The organism is Pseudomonas flexibilis (genome assembly GCF_000802425.1).
Classification (GTDB): Bacteria; Pseudomonadota; Gammaproteobacteria; order Pseudomonadales; family Pseudomonadaceae; genus Serpens; species Serpens flexibilis.
The window spans coordinates 73,107-92,452 of the sequence record NZ_JRUD01000015.1; the positions used below are offsets into that span (position 1 = coordinate 73,107).

General features: G+C 65.6%; 19 protein-coding genes. 6 read left to right on the top strand and 13 right to left on the bottom strand.

The window, feature by feature from the left end:
* Nucleotides 1-30: 30 nt before the first annotated feature.
* Nucleotides 31-402, bottom strand: coding sequence for a DUF423 domain-containing protein (locus tag SF06_RS10790; protein ID WP_027590212.1), 372 nt, complete (start codon nucleotides 400-402; stop codon nucleotides 31-33).
* A gap of 42 nt (nucleotides 403-444) precedes the next feature.
* On the opposite strand from SF06_RS10790, the gene mtgA reads away from it, so the two are divergent.
* On the top strand, nucleotides 445-1,182 hold the full coding sequence (mtgA, locus tag SF06_RS10795; protein WP_051587395.1) for a monofunctional biosynthetic peptidoglycan transglycosylase: 738 nt from the start codon (nucleotides 445-447) through the stop codon (nucleotides 1,180-1,182).
* 15 nt (nucleotides 1,183-1,197) lie between these two features.
* Here the strand turns inward: mtgA and SF06_RS10800 are convergent, their stop codons facing one another.
* The 3 genes from SF06_RS10800 to SF06_RS10810 form a co-directional block, all read right to left on the bottom strand.
* A complete protein-coding gene (locus SF06_RS10800) occupies nucleotides 1,198-1,569 on the bottom strand; it encodes a hypothetical protein (protein ID WP_211253774.1) in 372 nt (123 codons plus the stop codon).
* Nucleotides 1,570-1,793: 224 nt separating this feature from the next.
* Nucleotides 1,794-3,545, bottom strand: a complete 1,752-nt coding sequence (locus SF06_RS10805) for a sodium:solute symporter family protein (RefSeq protein WP_039561346.1) — start codon at nucleotides 3,543-3,545, stop codon at nucleotides 1,794-1,796.
* Between the two features lie 6 nt (nucleotides 3,546-3,551).
* Nucleotides 3,552-3,812, bottom strand: a complete 261-nt coding sequence (locus tag SF06_RS10810; protein WP_027590216.1) for a DUF4212 domain-containing protein — start codon at nucleotides 3,810-3,812, stop codon at nucleotides 3,552-3,554.
* A gap of 273 nt (nucleotides 3,813-4,085) precedes the next feature.
* Here SF06_RS10810 and SF06_RS10815 point away from each other — a divergent pair, with 273 nt between their 5' ends.
* Entirely contained in the window at nucleotides 4,086-4,295 is a 210-nt protein-coding gene (locus SF06_RS10815; RefSeq protein WP_027590217.1) for a hypothetical protein, read from the top strand.
* A 59-nt stretch (nucleotides 4,296-4,354) separates the two neighbouring features.
* On the opposite strand, the gene ptsP is transcribed toward SF06_RS10815, so the two are convergent.
* Nucleotides 4,355-6,634 carry a phosphoenolpyruvate--protein phosphotransferase gene (gene ptsP / locus SF06_RS10820; RefSeq protein WP_027590218.1) on the bottom strand — a complete coding sequence of 760 codons (2,280 nt, stop codon included), beginning with the start codon at nucleotides 6,632-6,634 and terminating at the stop codon, nucleotides 4,355-4,357.
* 18 nt (nucleotides 6,635-6,652) lie between these two features.
* Nucleotides 6,653-7,132: an RNA pyrophosphohydrolase gene (locus SF06_RS10825; RefSeq protein ID WP_039561349.1), complete on the bottom strand. Its 480-nt coding sequence runs from the start codon at nucleotides 7,130-7,132 to the stop codon at nucleotides 6,653-6,655.
* Between the two features lie 207 nt (nucleotides 7,133-7,339).
* Here SF06_RS10825 and SF06_RS10830 point away from each other — a divergent pair, with 207 nt between their 5' ends.
* Nucleotides 7,340-7,993, top strand: a complete 654-nt coding sequence (locus tag SF06_RS10830; protein WP_027590220.1) for a histidinol-phosphatase — start codon at nucleotides 7,340-7,342, stop codon at nucleotides 7,991-7,993.
* A 78-nt stretch (nucleotides 7,994-8,071) separates the two neighbouring features.
* On the opposite strand, the gene SF06_RS10835 is transcribed toward SF06_RS10830, so the two are convergent.
* The 6 genes from SF06_RS10835 to SF06_RS10860 all read right to left on the bottom strand — a co-directional run bounded on the left by SF06_RS10835 (nucleotide 8,072) and on the right by SF06_RS10860 (nucleotide 15,419).
* A complete protein-coding gene (locus SF06_RS10835) occupies nucleotides 8,072-8,500 on the bottom strand; it encodes a DUF2269 family protein (RefSeq protein WP_052199786.1) in 429 nt (142 codons plus the stop codon).
* 50 nt (nucleotides 8,501-8,550) lie between these two features.
* Nucleotides 8,551-9,276: a phosphate signaling complex protein PhoU gene (gene phoU / locus SF06_RS10840; protein WP_027590221.1), complete on the bottom strand. Its 726-nt coding sequence runs from the start codon at nucleotides 9,274-9,276 to the stop codon at nucleotides 8,551-8,553.
* A 143-nt stretch (nucleotides 9,277-9,419) separates the two neighbouring features.
* Entirely contained in the window at nucleotides 9,420-10,253 is an 834-nt protein-coding gene (gene pstB / locus SF06_RS10845; protein ID WP_027590222.1) for a phosphate ABC transporter ATP-binding protein PstB, read from the bottom strand.
* Nucleotides 10,254-10,311: 58 nt separating this feature from the next.
* Nucleotides 10,312-12,000, bottom strand: coding sequence for a phosphate ABC transporter permease PstA (gene pstA, locus SF06_RS10850; RefSeq protein WP_169745304.1), 1,689 nt, complete (start codon nucleotides 11,998-12,000; stop codon nucleotides 10,312-10,314).
* A 9-nt stretch (nucleotides 12,001-12,009) separates the two neighbouring features.
* Nucleotides 12,010-14,292 (bottom strand): ABC transporter permease subunit, encoded by a 2,283-nt coding sequence (locus SF06_RS10855; RefSeq protein WP_039561353.1) that lies wholly within the window; start codon nucleotides 14,290-14,292, stop codon nucleotides 12,010-12,012.
* A 158-nt stretch (nucleotides 14,293-14,450) separates the two neighbouring features.
* Nucleotides 14,451-15,419: a phosphate ABC transporter substrate-binding protein PstS gene (locus tag SF06_RS10860; RefSeq protein WP_039561355.1), complete on the bottom strand. Its 969-nt coding sequence runs from the start codon at nucleotides 15,417-15,419 to the stop codon at nucleotides 14,451-14,453.
* Between the two features lie 171 nt (nucleotides 15,420-15,590).
* Here SF06_RS10860 and SF06_RS10865 point away from each other — a divergent pair, with 171 nt between their 5' ends.
* Complete coding sequence (locus SF06_RS10865) at nucleotides 15,591-15,989, top strand: acyl-CoA thioesterase (RefSeq protein ID WP_027590226.1); 399 nt, start codon at nucleotides 15,591-15,593, stop codon at nucleotides 15,987-15,989.
* Nucleotides 15,990-16,105: 116 nt separating this feature from the next.
* On the opposite strand, the gene SF06_RS10870 is transcribed toward SF06_RS10865, so the two are convergent.
* The gene (locus SF06_RS10870) at nucleotides 16,106-17,203 is read right to left on the bottom strand and encodes a TRAP transporter substrate-binding protein (protein ID WP_027590227.1); all 1,098 of its coding nucleotides are present in this window, start codon (nucleotides 17,201-17,203) and stop codon (nucleotides 16,106-16,108) included.
* A gap of 195 nt (nucleotides 17,204-17,398) precedes the next feature.
* Here SF06_RS10870 and SF06_RS10875 point away from each other — a divergent pair, with 195 nt between their 5' ends.
* Nucleotides 17,399-17,953 (top strand): TRAP transporter small permease subunit, encoded by a 555-nt coding sequence (locus SF06_RS10875; protein ID WP_039561356.1) that lies wholly within the window; start codon nucleotides 17,399-17,401, stop codon nucleotides 17,951-17,953.
* Nucleotides 17,946-19,322: a TRAP transporter large permease gene (locus tag SF06_RS10880; RefSeq protein ID WP_039561359.1), complete on the top strand. Its 1,377-nt coding sequence runs from the start codon at nucleotides 17,946-17,948 to the stop codon at nucleotides 19,320-19,322. Before SF06_RS10875 ends, SF06_RS10880 begins: the two co-directional genes overlap by 8 nt.
* The last annotated feature ends 24 nt before the right edge of the window (nucleotides 19,323-19,346 follow it).

Here is a 19,346-nt window from a genome sequence, read left to right on the forward strand (position 1 = left end):
GCCCGATCCCCGGCAGCGACCAAGCCGCCATCAGGCAGTGCGTCGCCAGGCGAGCAGACCCAGGCAAGCCCAGCCGATCAGGAACAGCACGCCGCCCAGCGGGGTGACCAGGCCCAGTTTCAGCCCGGCCAGGGTCATCAGGTACAGGCTGCCGGAAAAGAGCACAATACCCAGACTGAAGCACAGGCCGGTGGCGGCCAGCAGACGGCTGGTGCCGCGCGCGGCCAGCAACACCACGGCCAGCAACGCCAGGGCGTGGATCTGCTGGTAATGCACACCGGTCTGGAACACCTCCAGGTGGGCGGCGGTCAGACGCCCGCGCAGACCATGAGCGGCAAAGGCGCCCAGCGCCACGCCGGTGAAGCCGAAGAACGCCGCCAGGAACAGGTAGACGCGACCCATGAGCCAAACTCCTTGCCAGTCAGAGAATCAAAGGCGCCTATGATGCCTCGCCGACCCTCCAATTTCCCGCGTCTCGGGCGCGCTGGCGCAGTGCGGCGCTGGCTGCGGCGCCTGTTCCTGCTGGCGCTCGGCCTGCTGGGGCTGAGCGTGGCGCTGGTGCTGGTGTTTCGCTGGGTGCCGCCGCCGGGCACGGCACTGATGGTGGAACGCAAGATCGAGGCCTGGCGCGCGGGCGACACGCTGGACCTGCAACGCCAGTGGCAACCCTGGGAGCGCCTGCCGAACAACCTGAAGATGGCGGTGATCGCCGCCGAGGACCAGCGCTTCGCCGAGCACTGGGGTTTCGACCTGCCGGCGATTCGCGACGCCCTGCAACACAACCGGCGCGGCGGCAGCCTGCGTGGCGCCAGCACCCTCAGCCAGCAGGTGGCCAAGAACCTGTTCCTGTGGTCGGGGCGCAGCTGGGTGCGCAAGGGCCTGGAGGTGTGGTTCACCCTGCTGGTGGAAACGCTCTGGCCCAAGCAGCGCATCCTCGAGGTGTACCTGAACAGCGTGGAATGGGGGAACGGTGTGTTCGGTGCCGAGGCGGCTGCCCGGCACCATTTCCGGGTGTCGGCCGCCCGGCTCAGCGATCGCCAGGCCAGCCTGCTGGCGGCCACCCTGCCCAACCCGCGGCGCTGGAGCGCCGGCCGACCCAGCGCCTACATCGACCGGCGGGCCTTCTGGATTCGCCAGCAGATGCGCCAGCTGGGCGGTGCGGATTACCTGCTGCGCCTGTGAGCGGCGCGCAGGGTATTACTGACAAACGGCGCGGTACAGCGCGTCGTCGCGCTCCAGCTGCCGCAGCGCGCCCGCGCCCTGGCCGGTGATCGGCACCAGTTCGGCGGTATCGCAGTTGAGCAGGTGGGACTGGTGGTCCAGACGGTCCACATATTCCTTCTCGAAGCGGTAGAGGATGAACTGCCGAATGCGCTGTCCGTCCTGCTCGAGCTGCTGGATGTTGGTGGTGTCGACCACGGTCAGCCCGACGGTCAGTGGCACCAGGTAGGTCCAGGGGCGCAGGATCTGCTGTTCTTCCTCCTGCGCGACCACCACTGAGCCTGCGGGCAACTGGCTCTCCTTGTGCGCGGCCCAGTCGTATTCGTAGTTGATCTGGTAGGCCAGCATCCCAAAACCGGCCAGGGCCGGTACAAACCAGGCGGGCAGTCTGTTACGGCTCAGCCTGCGCAACAGGTAGGCGATGCCACCCGCGCCAAGGCCAGCCACTCCCAATGCAACCAAATGCCAAATCATAGGAATCCCCGAAATGAAGGCGGGCTTCCTTGTTGAAGGGAAGCCCGCCTGGATCAAACCGAACCGGGAACATGTCCCGGTTCGTCACGCCGTGTCAATCAGTGAGCAACAGCAGCGCCAGCACCCTTCGGGAAGCGAACGCTTTCCACCAGGTCCTGAACTTCCTTCGGCGGCGGAGCGGTCATGTACGCCACGGCGAAGGCCACGGCGAAGTTGATGACCGCACCCACGCTACCGATGGACAGCGGGGAGATACCGAACAGCCAGTTGTCCGGAGTGTTCGGCAGGCTGTTGGTACCCGGGATGAAGAACCAGCCCAGGAAGATGAAGATGTAGATCACGGTGAAGGCCAGACCGGCAACCATGCCCGAGATCGCGCCAACGCTGTTAATGCGACGGGAGAAGATACCCATCATCAGCATCGGGAAGATCGAGGACGCGGCGATACCGAAGGCCAGCGCCACCACCTGCGCGGCGAAGCCGGGCGGGTTGAGGCCCAGGTAGGTCGCCACCAGGATCGCCACGGCCATCGAGATCCGCGCGGCGAGCATTTCGTTCTTCTCGCTGATGTTCGGATTGATGATCGTCTTGATCAGGTCATGACTGACCGCCGAGGAGATGGCCAGCAGCAGACCGGCTGCGGTGGACAGTGCGGCAGCAATGGCGCCCGCTGCGATCAGGCCAATCACCCAACCCGGCAGGTTGGCGATTTCCGGGTTGGCCAGTACGAGGATGTCGGAGTTCACGGTCAGCTCGTTGCCAGCCCAGCCACGGTCGCTGAAGTCAGCGGTCGGGTTGTAGTACTGGATGCGGCCGTCGTTGTTCTTGTCCTCGAATTTGATCAGACCGGTTTCTTCCCAGTTCTTCACCCATTGCGGACGCTCGGAGTACTCCAGAGCCGGTTGTTCAACACCCTGCGGGTACACGGTGGTGAGCAGGTTCAGGCGAGCCATGGAGGCCACGGCCGGAGCGGTGGTGTACAGCAGGGCGATGAACACCAGCGCCCAACCAGCGGAGGAACGGGCGTCAGCAACCTTCGGTACGGTGAAGAAGCGGATGATCACGTGGGGCAGACCGGCGGTACCGATCATCAGCGACAGGGTGAACAGCACCATGTTCAGCTTGTTGGACACGTCGGCGGTGTAGTCCTGGAAGCCCAGGTCACGCACCACTTCATTCAGCTTCTGCAGCAGCGGCATACCGGAATCGACATGGTCACCGAACATGCCGATCTGCGGGATCGGATTGCCGGTCAGCTGCAGGGAGATGAAGATGGCCGGGATGGTGTAGGCCAGGATCAGCACCACGTACTGGGCCACCTGGGTGTAGGTGATGCCCTTCATGCCGCCGATCACGGCGTAGACGAACACCACCGCCGAGGCGATCCAGATGCCGGCATCGCTGCTCACTTCCAGGAAGCGGGCGAAGGCCACGCCGGCGCCGCTCATCTGACCGATCACGTAGGTGATGGAGGTCAGCAGCAGGGCGACGACCGCTACGAGGCGAGCACCCTTGCTGTAGAAGCGGTCACCCACGAAGTCCGGCACGGTGAACTTGCCGAACTTGCGCAGGTAAGGCGCCAGCAGCATGGCCAGCAGCACGTAGCCGCCGGTCCAGCCCATCAGGAACGAGGAGTTGACGTAGCCGACGGAGATCAGACCGGCCATGGAGATGAAGGAGGCTGCGGACATCCAGTCCGCCGCGGTGGCCATGCCGTTGGGGATCGGCCCGACACCGCCGCCGGCGACGTAGAACTCCTTGGTGGAGCCCGCACGCGCCCAGAGCGCAATACCAATGTAGAGGACGAACGACGCCCCCACGAACAGCATGTTGATTGCAAATTGGCTCATTCCGGCTTACTCCTCGAGACCGAATTCTTTATCGAGTTTGTTCATCTTCCAGCGATAGAAGAAGATCAACGCAATAAAGACGTAGATCGAGCCTTGCTGAGCGAAGAAGAAGCCAAGATCGGCACCACCGATCATGATGCCCGACAGCATGGGACGCAGGATGATGCCGAATCCGTAAGAACACAGGGCCCAGATAACCAGGCTTCCCAGGATGAGGCGGAGGTTAGCCGACCAATAGGCTTCGGCGTTTGACTTGTGATCTGCCATTTAATGTTCCTCACATTGTTGTTATTGGGGGGCAGGCAGCTACATCGTACAGAAGTCGGTTTTCGCGACGTCTACTACCTTAGTCTTGCCGTAAGCGCGCTACCACGCGGCTTTGCCGGCTCCGACCAAGGGTCGGACACGTCGTTCGACACCCTGACCGAAGGCAAAGGCGACCGCCTCCGCAGTCAAATTCAGGCAGTCCATCGGCTTTACGACCAACGGGAGCATTCCTTCGCTTTACTGGTCGCAGAAGCCCGTCGCGGAGTAACTGCCATGCCCTTCGATTCCGAGCACTTCGAGCGCTTGCTGCAACAGGCCCGCCAACAGGCCGACCAGGCCGCCGCGCAGGGCGACGCCCAGCTGCAGCACGCCGCCTTCCTCACTCTGCTGGAGGCCGTACGCCAGCTCGGCGCGGCCTCGGGCGACTGGCGACGCATGGTGGCGCGCGCCACCGAGGATTTTCAGCATGACGAGGGGATCTAGAAGGGCTTGGCGAAGGCTGGGACAGGCGCCGGTATGAAGCCGGCCCCCTAGGGGCTCGCTCAGGCTTGTACGGCAGCGGCGGGATTGATCACCCGGCCCAGGCCCAGGTTGCGCAACGCCAGATTGAGGGTGCTGTTGATGACGTGCGGGTTGTCGATGCGCATCACCTCGTCCAGCAGCTCGCGGGCCTTGCTGGCGGTGATCTGGCGCAGCAACCACTTCACCTTGGGCAGGTTGGTGGCGTTCATCGACAGGCTATCGAAGCCCATGGCCAGCAGCAGCACCGCCGCCAGCGGGTTGCCGGCCATTTCGCCGCAGATGCTCACCGACTTGCCCTCCGCATGGGTGCCGTCGACCACCTGGCGCAGCGCCTGCAGCACCGCCGGGTGCAGGAAGTCGTAGAGGTCGGCCACACGCGGGTTGTTGCGGTCCACCGCCAGCAGATACTGGGTCAGGTCGTTGGAACCGACCGAGATGAAATCGACCTGGCTGGCCAGCTCGCGGATCTGGTACACCGCCGCCGGAATCTCGATCATCACGCCCAGCGGCGGCATGGGCACGTTGACGCCCTCGTCGCGCACCTCGCTCCAGGCGCGATGGATCAGGTGCAGCGATTCCTCCAGTTCCAGCACGCCGGAAATCATCGGCAGGAGAATGCGCAGGTTCTCCAGGCCCTCGCTGGCCTTGAGCATGGCGCGCACCTGCACCAGGAAGATTTCCGGATGGTCGAGGGTGACGCGGATGCCGCGCCAGCCGAGGAAGGGGTTTTGTTCCTTGATCGGGAAATAGGACAGCGACTTGTCGCCGCCGATGTCCAGGGTGCGCATGGTCACCGGCTGCGGGTGGAAGGCAGCCAGCTGCTCGCGGTAGATGGCCGCCTGCTCCTTCTCGCTGGGGAAGCGCTCGTTGCTCATGAACGGCACTTCGGTGCGGTACAGGCCGACGCCCTCGGCGCCGCGCTGCTGGGCGCGCGCCACGTCGGCGAACAGGCCGGTGTTGACCCACAGCGGCATGCGCTGGCCGTCCAGGGTCACGCAGGGCAGGCTGCGCAGCGACTCCAGGCCCTGGGTCAGCTGGCGCTCCTCCTCCACCACTTCGCCGTACTGCTTGCGCAGCACCGCGCCGGGGTTGGTGAACACTTCGCCGTGGTAGCCGTCGACGATCATCTCGATGCCGTCGACCTTGGCATACGGCAGGTCGACTGCGCCGACCACGGTGGGAATGCCCATGGCACGCGCCAGAATCGCCACATGGGAGTTGCCCGAGCCCTGCACGGACACCAGGCCGACCAGCTTGCCCTCCGGCACTTCGCCGAGCATCGCCGGGGTCAGCTCCTCGCTGACGAGGATGGTGTTGTCGTGATAGACGAGGGTCTGCTGACGCTCCTGCTGCAGGTGGGCCAGCAGCCGGCGCCCCAGATCACGCACGTCCGAGGCGCGCTCGCTCAGGTAGGGGTCGCCCATCTGCTCGAAGCGATCGACGTGCGCGCGAATGACCTGACTCAGCGCGCCCTGTGCCCACTGACCACCCTTGATCAGCTGCACCACGTCCTTACTGAGCGCGGCGTCGTCGAGCATCATCAGGTAGACATCGAACAGTGCCCGCTCGTCGGGGCGCAGTTGGTTGGCCAGCTTCGCCGAAAGGGTCTGCAATTCCTCACGCACCGCGGCCAGGGCGGTCTGGTAGCGCTTGAGTTCGGCCTCGACGTCCTCGGCCGGACGGTCCGGCACCACGTCCAGGTCCGCCGGCGGCAGCACCACCACCGCAGTGCCGATGGCCGCGCCAGGCGCGCCGGCAATGCCGACGAAGCGTGCTTCCTGGATGCCCTTGCCCTGGCGGCCCAGGCCGCGAATCGAGCCGGTGGCCTCGGCATGGGCGATCACCCCGGCCAGTTGTGCGCTCATGGTCACCAGAAACGCTTCCTCGCCCTCATCGAACTGACGGCGTTCCTTCTGCTGCACCACCAGCACGCCCATCACCCGTCGGTGGTGGATGATCGGCGCGCCGAGGAAGGAGGCGTAGCGCTCCTCGCCGGTTTCGGCGAAGTAGCGGTAGCGCGGGTGTTCGGAGGCATGCTCGAGGTTCAGCGGCTCCTCGCGGCTGCCCACCAGACCGACCAGGCCCTCGTTGGGCGACATGCTGACCTTGCCGATGGCGCGCTTGTTGAGGCCTTCGGTGGCCATCAGCACGTAGCGGTTGGTCTCGGGATCGAGCAGGTAGACCGAGCAGACCTGGCTGCCCATGGCCTCCTTCACACGCTGCACGATGATGCCCAAGGCCGCCTTGAGGTCTTTGGCGGCATTCACTTCCTGGACGATCTTGCGCAGCGTATTCAGCATGCTGGTGGGCTCTCCGTGTCAGTCCCGCGCGGGCAGGCGCGGGGCCAGCTCTTTCAAGGCGCGACGGTAGACCTCGCGCTTGAAGGTGACCACCTGTCCCAGTGGGTACCAGTAACTGACCCAGCGCCAGCCGTCGAACTCCGGCTTGCCTGTCAGATCCATGCGTACCCGCGTTTCGTCACTGAGCAGGCGCAGCAGGAACCACTTCTGCTTCTGGCCGATGCACAGCGGCTGGCTGTGGGTGCGCACCAGGCGTTGCGGCAGCCGGTAGCGCAGCCAACCCCGGGTGCAGGCCAGGATGCGGATATCCTCAGGCTCCAGGCCGACCTCTTCGTTGAGTTCCCGGTACAGCGCCTGTTCCGGGGTTTCCTGGTGATTGATGCCACCCTGGGGAAACTGCCAGGCGTCCTGGTTGATGCGGCGCGCCCATAGCACCTGACCGACATCATTGGTCAGAATGATGCCGACATTCGGGCGGAAACCATCGGAGTCGATCACCTGGGATCACCTCGCCAATCAAGTGGCGGCATTGTTCCATAAAACCGAAGAGCCCTGAAAGCAAAGCCTTGGCTCTGTCACCGTTTCGTTGGCGCCGCGTTCGACGCCGCTCGGCGCACGGGTTGCGGGGTGGCCGTGCATCCCTTCAGTGTGGCGAGCGGACCCGCTATGCTCTGCAGCCTTTTTGCTCCCGTACCGAGGTGATTCGTGGCCCTGGCTCTTTTCGATCTGGACAACACGCTGCTGGCCGGCGACAGCGACCATGCCTGGGGCGAGTTTCTCTGCCGGCGCGGCCTGGTGGAAGTCGACAGCTACCGTGCCCGGAACGATGCCTTCTATCAGGATTACCTGGATGGCTGCCTCGACGTGCAAGCCTATCAGGACTTCTGCCAGGAACTCCTCGGCCGCAGCGAGATGGCCCAGCTCGCATCCTGGCATCGCGAGTTCATGGCCGAGTTCATCGAGCCGATCGTCCTGGCCAAGGGTGAGGCGCTGCTGCGTCGCCACCAGGAAGCGGGCGACCGGGTGGTGATCATCACCGCCACCAACCGTTTCATTACCGGGCCAATTGCCGCCCGGCTGGGCGTGGAGACCCTGCTGGCCACCGAGTGCGGCATGGAGGATGGCCGCTACATCGGCCGCAGCGTCGACGTTCCCTGCTTCCAGGAAGGCAAGGTGGTGCGCCTGGAGCGGTGGCTGGCGGAGAACGGGCTGGATCTGCAGGGCAGCTGGTTCTACAGCGACTCGCGCAACGACCTGCCGCTGCTGCTCCGGGTGAGCAACCCGGTGGCGGTGGACCCGGACGCCGTGCTACGCGCCGAGGCCGAGGCCCGCGGCTGGCCGGTGATCTCGCTGCGCTGAGACCAAGCCTGTGGGGCGGTCAGCGTCGCCCTTGTCGCCGTGCTTGCGACGGAAGTCAGCCTGGAACAGGGCTTCTGCCTACGGCCGTACCGCCATCAGTCCCAAGATCACCACCTGCAGCACCAGCGCCGCCACAGCCGAACCGAAGGCGACCGGCAGAGCGTGCGCCGCCTGCGCGGCGCCATTGCCCAGCGCCCACAACCGTGTCGCCAACAGCAGCCAGGCGATGCCGGCCAGCAGATACAAACAGGCGCCGGCCAGCACCCAGGTTTCGCCGAGCGGCACCGCCTGCAGGTGCAGCAGCCACCAGGCCACCACGGGCGCCGCCAGCACGAGGAACAGCAAAGCCGGTGGCGCCAGGCGCAACCGCCGGGCCCGCCCGGCCCAGCGAGGCCAGGTGTCGGCGCGCCAGCGCTGCCAGAGCAGCGCAGCGAGCGCGCCGGTCAGCGCCAGCAACGAGAGCGCCAGCAGGCCCAGCAGTATCTGCAAGCTCAGCACGGTGTCCATGGTCCTCCCCCTGTCGACGGCAGGAGTCTAGACCGAGAGTCGCCGGTGGCTCAGTCGGCCTTGCCCTGCACCTCTTGCTGCATGCGCTTGAGACCCATGTGGCGCACATCGGTGCCGCGCACCAGATAGATCACCAGCTCGGCGATGTTGCGCGCGTGGTCGCCGATGCGTTCCAGCGAGCGCAGCGCCCAGATGATGCTGAGCACCCGGGAAATGGAGCGCGGGTCTTCCATCATGTAGGTGGCCAGCTCGCGCAGCGCGGTCTTGTACTCACGGTCCACGGTCTTGTCGTACTGCGCCACCGACAGGGCCAACTCGGCGTCGAAGCGCGCAAAGGCGTCCAGCGCGTCGCGCACCATGCGCCGTACCTGATCGCCGATGTGGCGCACCTCGACATAGCCGCGCGGCGCGGAGCCTTCCTCGCAGAGCTCGATGGCGCGGCGGGCGATCTTCGAGGCCTCGTCGCCGATGCGCTCCAGGTCGATCACCGACTTGGAGATGCTGATCACCAGACGCAGGTCCGAGGCCGCCGGCTGGCGACGGGCGAGGATGCGCAGGCACGCCTCGTCGATGTCGCGCTCCATCTGGTTGGTCTGGTCGTCCACGTCGCGCACCTGCTGGGCCAAGCCGGAATCGGCCTCGATCAGCGCGATGACCGCATCGTTGACCTGCTTCTCCACCAGGCCGCCCATGGCCAGCAGGTGGCTGCGCACTTCCTCCAGCTCGGCGTTGAACTGCTGGGAAATGTGCTGGGTGTGGCTGTCTTTGTTGATCATGTTCTAACCCTTGCGAACTGTTTTCTCTCGCCGGACAGGCCGGCCCTTGGCAAATCGTGTTGCGCTAGGAGGCGGCGCGCAGACAGTACAAACGAGTACGGCAAGCGCCGCCGACAACGCGCAGCGCGATTTGCCATGGCCGGCTAGCCGTAGCGGCCGGTGATGTAGTCCTCGGTCTGCTTCTGCGCCGGGTTGGTGAACAGGGTATCGGTGTCGCCGTACTCGATCAGCTTGCCCATGTACATGAACGCGGTGTAGTCGGAAACCCGCGCCGCCTGCTGCATGTTGTGGGTGACGATGACGATGGTGTACCGGGATTTCAGCTCGTAGATCAGCTCCTCCACCTTGAGGGTGGAGATCGGGTCCAGCGCCGAGCAGGGTTCGTCGAGCAGCAGCACTTCCGGCGACACGGCGATGGTGCGGGCGATCACCAGACGCTGCTGCTGACCGCCGGACAGACCCAGCGCGGACTCATGCAGGCGGTCCTTGACCTCGTCCCACAGCGCGGCGCCCTTGAGCGCCCATTCCACGGCTTCGTCCAGCGTGCGCTTCTTGTTGATGCCCTGGATGCGCAGGCCGTAGACCACGTTCTCGTAGATGCTCTTGGGGAACGGGTTGGGCTTCTGGAACACCATGCCGACGCGGCGGCGCAGCTCGGCCACGTCCTCGCCCTTGCGGTAGATGTTCTGGCCGTCGAGACGGATCTCGCCGTCCACGCGGCAACCGTCCACCAGGTCGTTCATGCGGTTGAAGCAGCGCAGCAGGGTCGACTTGCCGCAGCCGGACGGGCCGATGAAGGCGGTCACGCGCTGCTTGGGGATGTTCATGCTGACGTTGTGCAGCGCCTGCTTCTGGCCGTAGAACAGGTTCAGACCGGGCACTTCCAGGGCCACGGTCTCGTCGGCCAGCGACAGGCTCTGCTTGTTGCGGCCCAGGGCGGCGAGATCGATGCCGTGGGTATGGGATTCGGATTGCATAGGCTCACTCCGTTCGAAACTGCTCGGCGGCAGGCCGACGTCGGCCTGCCCTCCGGAATTAGTGTTCCAGCGCCTTGTACTTCTCGCGCAGGTGGTTGCGGATGTAGACCGCGCTCATGTTCAGGGTGGCAATCACCACCACCAGCAGCAGCGCGGTGGCGTAGACCAGCGGCCGCGCCGCTTCCACGTTCGGGCTCTGGAAGCCGACGTCGTAGATGTGGAAGCCCAGGTGCATGATCTTCTGGTCCAGGTGCAGGTACGGGTAGTTGCCATCCAGCGGCAGCGACGGCGCCAGCTTGACCACGCCGACCAGCATCAGCGGCGCCACTTCGCCAGCGGCGCGCGCCACGGCGAGGATCAGGCCGGTCATCATCGCCGGGCTGGCCATGGGCAGGACGATCTTCCACAGCGTTTCGGCCTTGGTAGCGCCCAGGGCCAGCGAACCTTCGCGCACCGCGCGCGGAATGCGCGCCAGGCCTTCCTCGGTGGCCACGATGACCACCGGCAGGGTGAGGATCGCCAGGGTCAGCGAGGCCCACAGCAGGCCCGGGGTGCCGAAGGTCGGCGCCGGGGCGGATTCCGGGAAGAACAGCCGGTCCAGCGAGCCGCCCAGCACGTAGACGAAGAAGCCCAGGCCGAACACGCCGTAGACGATCGAGGGCACGCCGGCCAGGTTGTTCACCGCGATGCGGATCACCCGGGTCAGCACGCCCTGCCTGGCGTATTCGCGCAGGTACACCGCCGCCAGCACGCCGAACGGGGTGACGATCACCGCCATGATCAGGGTCATCAGCACGGTGCCGAAGATGGCCGGGAAGATGCCGCCTTCGGTGTTCGCCTCGCGCGGTTCGTCGCTGACGAACTCCCAGAGCTTGGCGAAGTAGTGGCCGATCTTCTCCAGCTGGCTCATGCCGTTGGGCTGGTAGGCGCGCACCACCTTGCCGAGGCTGATGTCCAGTTCCTGGCCATCGGCGGTGCGCACGCGGATGCTGTCACGGTTGAACGCCTGGTAGAGCTCGCCCAGGCGCGCTTCCAGCACCTGGTACTCGGCATCCCACTGAGCCTTCTCGGCGGCCAGATCGGCCTGTGCGGCGGCGTCCAGGCGACCTTCCAGTTCCAGCTTGCGGGTCTTCAGGCGCAGGCGTTCCAGACCATGGTTGATGCGGCCGATCTGGTGCTTCTCGACATCCTTGATTTCGCCGTGCAGCGCATCGACCCGCTGCAGGCGGCGCTGCAGCTCAGGCCAGGCGGCGTCGCCTTCGGCGACCAGACGTCCCTCTTCCTTCACGTTGACCAGGAAGCCGTAGAAGTTGCCCCATTCGCGGCGCTCGATGGCCACCAGCTCGGCGGGCGTGCGGATGTTGCTCAGCCATTCACCGACCACCCAACTGAAGTCGGCGCCGTAGACCTCGCGGTTGCCCACCTTGAGCAGTTCGCGGGTCATGAACTCGCCGCCCTCGGCGTTCACCGGCAGGCCGCTGGCCGCCAGGCGGGCGCGCGGCACCTCTTCCATTTCCACCACTTCGCCGGCAAGCAGGCGCGGCGCCTGGCCGGGCACCTGGTAGTCGGCGACGATCACATCGGCCGGCCAGAAGTGCGCCAGGCCGCGGCTGGCGATCACCGCCAGCAGGCCGAGGGTCATGATGACGGCGATGGACACCGCACCGGCGTTCAGCCACACCCAGGGGGTGCCGCTCTTGAACCAGGTTTTCAGGTTTTGCTGTTTCACGGTATCGGAACCTTTCATGGCGCCCCCTTACAGCGACGCATACTTGCCGCGCAGGCGCTGGCGGATCAGTTCGGCCAGGGTGTTCATCACGAAGGTGAACAGCAGCAGCACCATGGCGGCGAGGAACAGCACGCGGTAGTGGGTACTGCCCACCTCGGACTCGGGCATTTCCACCGCCACGTTGGCGGCCAGGGTGCGCAGGCCCTCGAAGATGTTCATTTCCATGATCGGCGTGTTGCCGGTGGCCATCAGCACGATCATGGTCTCGCCCACCGCGCGGCCCATGCCGATCATCAGCGCCGAGAAGATGCCCGGGCTGGCGGTGAGGATCACCACGCGGGTCAGCGTCTGCCAGGGCGTGGCGCCCAGGGCCAGCGAGCCGTAGGTGAGGCTCTTGGGCACGCTGAACACGGCGTCCTCGGCGATCGAGTAGATGTTGGGGATTACCGCGAAGCCCATGGCCAGGCCGACCACCAGCGCGTTGCGCTGATCGAAGGGAATGCCCAGCTCGTTGGAGAGCCACAGGCGCATGTCGCCGCCGAAGAACCAGTTCTCCAGGTGGCCGCTGATGCCCAGCGAGAAGGCGCCGACGCCGATCACCACCGGCACCAGCAGCGCCGCTTCCCAGCCGTCCGGCACGCGCAGGCGGATGCTTTCCGGCAGCCGGTTCCACAGCCAGGCCGCGCCGATGATGCCCACCGGCATCAGCAGCAGCAGACTGAAGATGCCCGGCAGGTGGCCTTCCACATAGGGCGCCAGGAACAGGCCGGCGAAGAAGCCGAGGATCACCGTGGGCAGCGCCTCCATCAGCTCGATCACCGGCTTGACCTTGCGGCGCAGGGTCGGGGCCATGAAGTAGGCGGTGTAGATGGCGGCGCAGATGGCCAGCGGCGCGGCCAGCAGCATGGCGTAGAAGGCCGCCTTGAGGGTGCCGAAGGCCAGCGGCGCCAGGCTCAGCTTGGGCTCGAAGTCGGTGTTGGCCGAGGTGGACTGCCAGACGTGCTTCGGCTCGTCGTAGCTTTCGTACCAGACCTTACCCCACAGCGCGCTCCAGGAGATTTCCGGGTGCGGGTTGTCGACTGCCACGCTGCGCAGCAGACCGTCACGTTCGACCAGCAGGCGGTCGGCGCGCGGTGACAGCGCGCCCACGGCCGCACCGTCGCTCACCGCTTCGACCAGCAGGGTGCGGTGCGCGGTGCTGTGGAAGATGCCCAGACGACCGGCATCGTCCAGGGCCAGGAAGCCCTTGCGGCGCTCTTCCGGGAGGATCTGGCGGATCGGCGCATCGCCCAGGCGGAAGTTGCGCACATTCTTCAGCTCGTGGCGGCCATCGGCATCGCGCACCATGAACCATTGGCCGATGCCGCCGCTGGAGTCACCGACCATCAGCGAGATGCCGCCAAGCAACGGGCTCACGGCGGTGATGCGGGCGTTGCCGCCGGCCAGCTTGTAGCGGCCGTTGAGCACCTGGCGACGCAGGTCGAAGACCTGCACCTCGGCGCGCTCGCCGAAGGCATACAACCACTGCTGGCGGGGTTCCAGCTGCAGGGCCACGATCGGTTCGCCCAGCGCCGGCAGGTTGTAGCGCTGCTCGCTGAGGCTCACCTCGCCGGTGAACAGGTTCTCTTCGCGCTCCAGGCGCAGGGTGCTCAGCTCGCCACCGGCGACCGCCGCCAGCTGCAGGCTGGCGCCGTTGACGCTGATGGCCAGCTTTTCCAGGGCGCGGCCCTGGGTGTCCAGTGCAATGGGCTCGGTGCCGAACGGGTAGATCAGCTCCGGGCTGATGGTCTTCACCCCGCCGGGGTAGCTGAGCCGGTATTCGTGCTGCGCGACCAGGGCGCTGCCATCGTCAAGGCCGACCACGAAGCGGCGGCTGCCGGGGGTGTCTTCACCCAGCGCGACGATGCGCCGGCCTTCCGGCAGCGCCAGGCGCGTTTCGCTGAGCAGCGTACCCGCGTGCACATCCACGAATTGCACCTGGCCACTGGCGTCCAGACGCATGGCGACCTGGTTCTGTTCCTCGATGGCCAGCAGCAGGGGCGGCTGACGCTCGGCCAGCCAGCCCGGGCGCTGTTCCTGCGTGGCGCCCAGCTCGGCGCCCTGGAAGATGGGCAGCACCACATGGCCCAGGTAGAAGAAGATCAGGGTGATGGCGCCCAGCACCGCCAGGCCACCGATGGAGACGTACCAGCGGGCCAGGCGATCCTTGAAGGCGCGCAGACGCCGCTTGCGCCTGAGGGCCGGCGTATCGAAATCCAGCCCCGGCGCCCGTGAGGAAGCGCTCATGTCGTGTTCAGCCATATCGTTCATGAAGAAAACATCCGGGGCCGTCTCGGAGGGGCCCGAGCGCACTTTAAAACCGTCGTGTGACAGAAACATGACAACCGGGTGACGGCCGTCGCTGCCGCAAACGCAACGACCCGCGCCGGGGCGCGGGTCGTTGCTGGAGTCGGGCGGGGACGGTCAGGTCACAGACCCAGGTCCTTCAGCGCCTTGTCGGCCACCTTCTTGGGCAGCGGGATGTAGCCGTCCTTGACGACCACGTCCTGGCCCTGCTTGGAGAGCACAAGCTTGAGGAACTCGGCTTCCAGCGGTTGCAGCGGCTTGTTCGGGTCCTTGTTCACGTAGACGTAGAAGAAGCGCGCCAGGGGGAACTTGCCGGCCAGGGCGTTGGCTTCGGAAGCCTCGAAGGCCTCGCCGCCCTTCTTGGACAGCGGCACGGCGCGCACGCTGGAGGTGCGGTAGCCGATGCCCGAGTAGCCGATGGCGTTCAGGGTGCTGGAGATCGACTGCACCACCGAGGCGGAGCCCGGCTGCTCGTTGACGTTCGGCTTGAAGTCACCCTTGCACAACGCCACTTCCTTGAAGTAGCCGTAGGTGCCGGACACCGAGTTGCGACCGAACAGCTGGATCGGCTTGTTGGCCCACTCGCCGGTCAGGCCCAGCTGGCCCCAGGTCTTGATGTCCTGCTCACCACCGCACAGGCGGGTACTGGAGAAGATGGCGTCGACCTGGGCGATGTCCAGGCTCTTGATCGGGTTGTCCTTGTGGACGAATACGGCCAGGGCGTCGATGGCGACCGGGATCTCGACCGGCTTGTAGCCGTACTTCTGCTCGAAGGCCTGCTTTTCGCTGTCCTTCATCGGGCGGCTCATCGGGCCGATGTTGGCGGTGCCCTCGGTCAGCGCCGGCGGTGCGGTGGAGGAACCGGCGGCCTGGATCTGTATGTTGACGTTCGGGTAGTTGCGCTTGAACTCTTCCGCCCAGAGGGTCATCAGGTTGGCCAGCGAGTCGGAACCGACGCTGGACAGGTTGCCGGACACGCCGGAGGTCTTGGTATAGCTCGGCAGTGCCGGATCGACAGCCGCCAGTGCGCCGGTCGAGGCGACGCTCACTGCGGCCAGGCCCATGGCCGCCATCAAACGCTTCACTTTCATTCCTTGCTCCTGGACTGAGGGTGTGATGTGCAACGGTGGCCAGTATTGGCAGGCCCCATGACAAGTCTATGAAGCGCATGTGACAGTTGGATGACCATGACGCATGCCGCTTCGCCGCGCTACTCCGGCCGGTATACTGCGCGGCACGCCCATCCCGCGCCTGAGCCCGCCATGACGAACGAAGAATTCGACCCCACCCCCCAGGGCGACCTGGCCATGCAGATCACCGCCCTGCCCCGCGACACCAACGGCTTCGGTGACATCTACGGCGGCTGGCTGGTCGCACAGATGGACCTGGCCGGCACGGCAATGGCCAGCCGCCTGGCCGGCGGGCGCGTAGCCACGGTGTCCATCGACCGCATGGCGTTCATGACCCCCGTGGTGGTCGGCGCGCAATTGTCCTTCTATACGCAGACGCAGCACATCGGCCGCAGCTCGGTACGCATACTCGTCGAGGTGTGGAGCGACGATCCGCAGTCCGAGGAGTGGCGCAAGGTGACCGAGGCGGTGTTCGTGTTCGTGGCCATCGATGACAGCCGCCGTACACGGGCGATTCCGGCGAGCCGCTGACGCCTTTCGTGCGGGTCCACCCAGAAACTCGCGACTGAAGTCGCTCCTACAGGTTTCTGTGCGGCACATACCAAAACGCCAGCCCGAGGGCTGGCGTTTCGTTACCGGCGCCGGCGTCAGCCACGCATGTTGTAGACCTTCTTCTCGTTCAGCTCGGCGTAGGCGTACAGGCGTTCCATGTAAGCCTTCTGCTGCGCCCAGACCTTCGCCGCGGCGGGGTCGGCAGCGGCGGAATCTTCCACCGCCTGGGCAGCAACTTCCTTCAGGCGCGCCAGCACCGCTTCGGGCAGCTCGCGCACTTCCACACCCTGCTCGCGCAGTTGCTCCAGCGCTTCCATGTTCTTGGCGTTGTAGTCATCCAGCATGTCGCCGTTCACATCGCGGGCGGCTGCGCGGACGATGGCCTGCAGATCGGCCGGCAGGGTTTCCCAGGCCTTGAGGTTGATGTCCAGCTCGAAGGTGACGTTGGGCTCCTGCCAACCGGGGGTGTAGTAGTACTTGGCCGCCTTGTGCAGGCCCAGGGCCAGGTCGTTGTACGGGCCGATCCACTCGGTGGCGTCGATGGCGCCGGTCTGCAGGGCGGTGAAGATCTCGCCGGCCGGCAGGTTGACCACGGTGCCGCCCATGCGCGTCAGCACTTCGCCGCCCAGGCCGGGGGTACGCATCTTCAGGCCCTTGAAGTCGTCGACGCTGTTGATTTCCTTGTTGAACCAGCCGGCGGTCTGCACCCCGGTGGCGCCACAGGCCAGCGGCAGGATGCCGAACGGCTTGTAGACTTCTTCCCACAGCTGCATGCCGCCGCCACGGTGCAGCCAGGCGTTCATTTCCTGGGCATTCGGACCGAACGGCAGGGCGCAGAAGAACTGGGCGGCCGGGACCTTGCCCTTCCAGTAATAGGGCGCGCCGTGGCCCATTTCGGCGGTGCCGCGGGAGACCGCGTCGAACACTTCCATGGCCGGCACCAGCTCGCCGGCGGCGTAGACCTTGATGGTCAGCCGGCCATTGCTCATCTCGTTGACCAGTTGGGCGAAGCGCTCCGCCCCCACCCCCACACCGGGGAAGTTCTTCGGCCAGGAGGTGACCATCTTCCAGTTGAAACGCTGCTGTTGGGTGGTTTCGCCGGTGCTGGCGGGCGCGGTTTCCTGCTTGCATCCGGCCAGGGCGGTGGCCGCCAGACCAACACCGGCGGCGGCAAGAATGTCACGACGTTTCATGGAGTAACTCCTTGTTGTTGTTATGTCTATCGCGAGGGGCGAGTCGTCGAGGCGCTTTATGACCCGACTAGCATAGGCTGCCGCCTTGTTTCCAGCTTCGTCACTGCGACCAAAGTCGCGCCGCCGTTGCCCCTGGCCGACCACGAGGCCTAGAATCGCGCCCCGCCTGCTTTTCATTCCTATAAAGGACTCACCATGTCCGCAAAAACACCCCCGCTCGTGGCCTTCGCGTGCCTTATCGATTCGATAAACGCCTGGCTGGGTCGCATCTGTGCCTGGTTACCGGTTTTCCTGGTGGTTGGTACCGCCGTTGTCGTGATTCTGCGTTACGGCTTCGGCATCGGCGCCACTGGCCTGCAGGAAGCGGTGATGTATGGCCATGCCCTGGTCTTCATGGGTGCCGCCGCCTGGGCGCTGCAACAGGGCGCGCATGTGCGGGTAGACATCCTCTACCAGCGCTTTTCGACGCGCACCAAGGAAGTGGTCAATATGTTCGGCACCCTGGTGCTGCTGCTGCCCACCTGCGGTTTCCTGCTCTGGCTGAGCTGGAGCTACGTCGGCGCCGCCTGGGCAAGCCTCGAGGGCTCGCCGGAAGCCGGTGGCCTGCCGTTCGTTTACCTGCAGAAGAGCATCATCCTGGTGCTGGTCATCAGCCTGCTGCTGCAGGCGATCTCCAACCTGATCAAGGGCGCCTACCGTCTGGCCGGCCGCCTCCCCTTCGAAGACCAAGCCGAGGTGCAGCATGGCTGAGACGATGGCCCTTCTGCTGTTCCTGGGCATCTGTGTTTTCCTGATGACCGGCTTCCCGGTCGCCTTCGTGCTGGGCGGCGTCTCGCTGCTGTTCGCCGGTATCGGCGTAATGATCGGCGCGTTCGATGGCAGCTACCTGTCGGCGCTGCCAAACCGCATCTTCGGCATCATGAACAACCAGACCATGCTGGCCGTGCCGCTGTTCGTGTTCATGGGCGTGATGCTGGAGAAGTCGCGCATCGCCGATGACCTGCTGGAGTCCATGACCCGCCTGTTCGGCGCCAAGCCGGGCGGTCTGGCGATCTCCGTTTGCCTGGTTGGCGCGCTGCTGGCGGCCTCCACCGGCATCGTCGGCGCCACCGTGGTCACCCTCGGCCTGCTGGCCCTGCCGACCATGCTGCGCCGTGGCTACGATCCGGCGATCTCCACCGGAACCCTGGCGGCCACCGGCACCCTCGGCCAGATCGTGCCGCCCTCCATCGTGCTGGTACTGTTGGGCGACGTGATGTCCAGCGCCTATCAGCAGGCGCAGCTGAAGATGGGCATCTTCTCGCCGAAGACCGTGTCGGTGGGCGACCTGTTCATGGGCGCGCTGGTCCCTGGCCTGGTGCTGATCGGCCTGTACGTCCTGTACCTGGTCGTCATGGCGATCATCAAGCCGGCCAAGCTGCCGCCCATGCCCCAGGAAGAGCTGGGCACGGTGAACTGGGGCAAGCTGCTCGGCGCCTTGCTGCCGCCGCTGCTGCTGATCGGCCTGGTGCTGGGTTCCATCCTGATGGGCTTCGCCACGCCCACCGAGGCTGCCGCCGTGGGCGCTGTGGGCGCCACCCTGCTGGCGCTGAGCAAGCGCAAGCTGAACCTGCAGCAGCTCAAGGACGTCACCTTCAGCACCACCTCGATCTCCGCGATGGTGTTCCTGATCCTCATCGGCGCCTCGCTGTTCTCCCTGGTGTTCCGCGGCTTCGGCGGCGAGGCGGTGATCGAGGAGGTCCTCCATAACCTGCCGGGCGGCGTGATGGGCGCCTTCTTCCTGGTGATGCTGGTGATCTTCATCCTCGGCTTCATCCTCGATTACATCGAGATCTGCTTCGTGGTGGTGCCGATTGTCGGCCCGATCCTGCTGGCCATGGGGCTGGACCCGGTCTGGTTGGGCGTGATGATCGCCATCAACCTGCAGACCTCGTTCCTCACCCCGCCGTTCGGCTTCTCGCTGTTCTACCTGCGCAGCGTGACGCCCGCCTCGGTGACCACCATGACCATGTACAGGGGCGTGATCCCCTTCATCTTCATCCAGCTGGCGATGCTGGTGATCGGCTATATCTGGCCGCAGCTGATCACCTGGCTGCCGGAAACCGTGTACGGCCCGTAAAAAGGCGCCTGCCACACAAAACGC

Coding starts and splice junctions, on each gene's coding strand:
- SF06_RS10810 (WP_027590216.1), bottom strand. CDS start 3,812: ATGGCAGATCACAAGTCAAACGCCGAAGCCTATTGGTCGGCTAACCTC.
- pstB (WP_027590222.1), bottom strand. CDS start 10,253: ATGCAATCCGAATCCCATACCCACGGCATCGATCTCGCCGCCCTGGGC.
- phoU (WP_027590221.1), bottom strand. CDS start 9,276: ATGATCAACAAAGACAGCCACACCCAGCACATTTCCCAGCAGTTCAAC.
- SF06_RS10880 (WP_039561359.1), top strand. CDS start 17,946: ATGGCTGAGACGATGGCCCTTCTGCTGTTCCTGGGCATCTGTGTTTTC.
- SF06_RS10870 (WP_027590227.1), bottom strand. CDS start 17,203: ATGAAACGTCGTGACATTCTTGCCGCCGCCGGTGTTGGTCTGGCGGCC.
- SF06_RS10800 (WP_211253774.1), bottom strand. CDS start 1,569: ATGCTGGCCTACCAGATCAACTACGAATACGACTGGGCCGCGCACAAG.
- SF06_RS10835 (WP_052199786.1), bottom strand. CDS start 8,500: ATGGACACCGTGCTGAGCTTGCAGATACTGCTGGGCCTGCTGGCGCTC.
- SF06_RS10865 (WP_027590226.1), top strand. CDS start 15,591: ATGACGAACGAAGAATTCGACCCCACCCCCCAGGGCGACCTGGCCATG.
- mtgA (WP_051587395.1), top strand. CDS start 445: ATGCCTCGCCGACCCTCCAATTTCCCGCGTCTCGGGCGCGCTGGCGCA.
- pstA (WP_169745304.1), bottom strand. CDS start 12,000: ATGAAAGGTTCCGATACCGTGAAACAGCAAAACCTGAAAACCTGGTTC.
- SF06_RS10815 (WP_027590217.1), top strand. CDS start 4,086: ATGCCCTTCGATTCCGAGCACTTCGAGCGCTTGCTGCAACAGGCCCGC.
- SF06_RS10875 (WP_039561356.1), top strand. CDS start 17,399: ATGTCCGCAAAAACACCCCCGCTCGTGGCCTTCGCGTGCCTTATCGAT.
- ptsP (WP_027590218.1), bottom strand. CDS start 6,634: ATGCTGAATACGCTGCGCAAGATCGTCCAGGAAGTGAATGCCGCCAAA.
- SF06_RS10860 (WP_039561355.1), bottom strand. CDS start 15,419: ATGAAAGTGAAGCGTTTGATGGCGGCCATGGGCCTGGCCGCAGTGAGC.
- SF06_RS10855 (WP_039561353.1), bottom strand. CDS start 14,292: ATGAACGATATGGCTGAACACGACATGAGCGCTTCCTCACGGGCGCCG.
- SF06_RS10790 (WP_027590212.1), bottom strand. CDS start 402: ATGGGTCGCGTCTACCTGTTCCTGGCGGCGTTCTTCGGCTTCACCGGC.
- SF06_RS10805 (WP_039561346.1), bottom strand. CDS start 3,545: ATGAGCCAATTTGCAATCAACATGCTGTTCGTGGGGGCGTCGTTCGTC.